At 44.3% G+C, this 1,586-nt stretch carries 2 protein-coding genes; both read right to left on the bottom strand.

Annotation, left to right across the window (positions count from 1 at the left end):
* Window positions 1-707: phosphotransferase enzyme family protein (locus B3Z75_RS01855; RefSeq protein WP_414702845.1), on the bottom strand; the 707-nt coding region annotated here is incomplete at its 3' end.
* Window positions 708-734: 27 nt separating this feature from the next.
* Window positions 735-1,382 carry a carbohydrate-binding family 9-like protein gene (locus tag B3Z75_RS01850; RefSeq protein WP_294067174.1) on the bottom strand — a complete coding sequence of 216 codons (648 nt, stop codon included), beginning with the start codon at window positions 1,380-1,382 and terminating at the stop codon, window positions 735-737.
* Window positions 1,383-1,586 lie beyond the last annotated feature (204 nt).

Below are 1,586 nucleotides of genomic sequence, written 5' to 3'. Positions count from 1 at the left end.
ACCACGCAAAGCACCTGATCCTGTGCATCGAAAAGGATGTTGTTCACTTTCGTATCACAATGGTTTGTACGCTTCGGAAGTTTTCCTTCCCTGTGTAATTGTTCTGCCTTACACATCTTCTTGGCACGGGCTTCTATCTCTTTAACAAGGTCAGCCACTTCGCTATCACTTAACCTCCCCGCTTTGTTTGCCTTTACCGACGCGCGGAATGTTTCGAGACGTGATTCCATATTGTGAAAGCCGGGGATGGTTTCAAAAAGAGGTTCACCCGGCAAATCGGACAACATCTTTTGAAAATCGCCAAAAGCCATTCCTGCACGATAGGCCAGCTCCGGATTGATCTCGTCGTAGCTTTTACTTTCTTTGATAAAGTCCATCATCCGCCAGTAATTACCGTCATTTTCCTGGTAATAAAGCTTTTTATCACGGGTGGGAACCAACGTGAGTACTTTTCTGTCGATATCTGCCACGCCCTGTTCCTCGAGTTTTGCACGGATGTGGCTCGTTACCCTGAAGATATTGTTTTGCAGTTCGGGGACATGCTGAAAAATATGGTGATTGATGCGCTGCAGTACATATTCGTTGTTGCCCGATGTCACCTTGTAAGAGTCGTTGATATGCCCTTTGCCAAGGGGTTTTATCTGCACGTTGTCGTCGTGCGAGATAAATTGAAAGACAATATCTTTCATTTTATTCATATTATCCATTATCGCTATTTTGTTAATGATGCTATGTTATTCCAACTCCAGGAGTCCAAAAAACTGAGGGACATGAAAATTTGGAGTTGGCAGGTCGATGGGGCTCCAGCTGAGAAAATGGGGCTCTGCCGTCTTGTCGCCGCACTTGTAAAAATTTGCCCGTATTTTTTGCCCATCAAGTATTTCATCTTCGGCAAATCCCATCGCATGTTTGGGTATCTCAAGGTACAGGGTCCAGTCGCTTACCTGCCGACCCTCTTCATATCTGTGGCAGATGGTGCTGTGTCTGAAAACCGACTGCACTTCGCGGGTAAGCTGCAATGCCTTCTCTCTTGTTTCATGGTGGGCTGCCAGCAGGGCACCCAACACATTACACTCGAAGTTGCGGTATGTGTTATCTCCTTCGCGTTGCATAAAAAACTCCACACAGCTATCTTCCCATACCGATCCGAAATCTTCTCTGTTTGCAGCACGAATTGCTTCCCCGGTTACCATGTAATACAAGTATAAACTCTCCCCGTCGTGTGCCACCCGCACTGTTACAGGAAGGGACTTCGAAAAGTCACTGTTCCAGTTCACCTGATCAATGGCCGCTTCTGCTCCCGCTTTGCAAAGTATTTTAATCCTATCAAAAACCGTTTCACATTGCGAAATATGCAGATTGGGTACTTGCAGTCGTTTCATATTTCTGAATAAATTTCCTCAAAGATATCCTTTTTAGACAAAACAGACAAAAAAATTTCCGTTATGTAACTTACTTTTTCATAGCGTAAGGGTTTGCTTATTGCACAAAGTAAACACCGCGCAACAAATGACTGTTACGCGGTGTTTATAATCTGTAACACAACTTATACTGTGTGTTACATTGCTTATCGAGGGTAAGTATTA

The organism is Proteiniphilum sp. UBA1028 (assembly GCF_002316955.1).
Taxonomy (GTDB): domain Bacteria; phylum Bacteroidota; class Bacteroidia; order Bacteroidales; family Dysgonomonadaceae; genus Proteiniphilum.
Note: the sequence above shows the minus strand (reverse complement) of the source record. Positions and strands in the feature narration are given on the sequence as shown.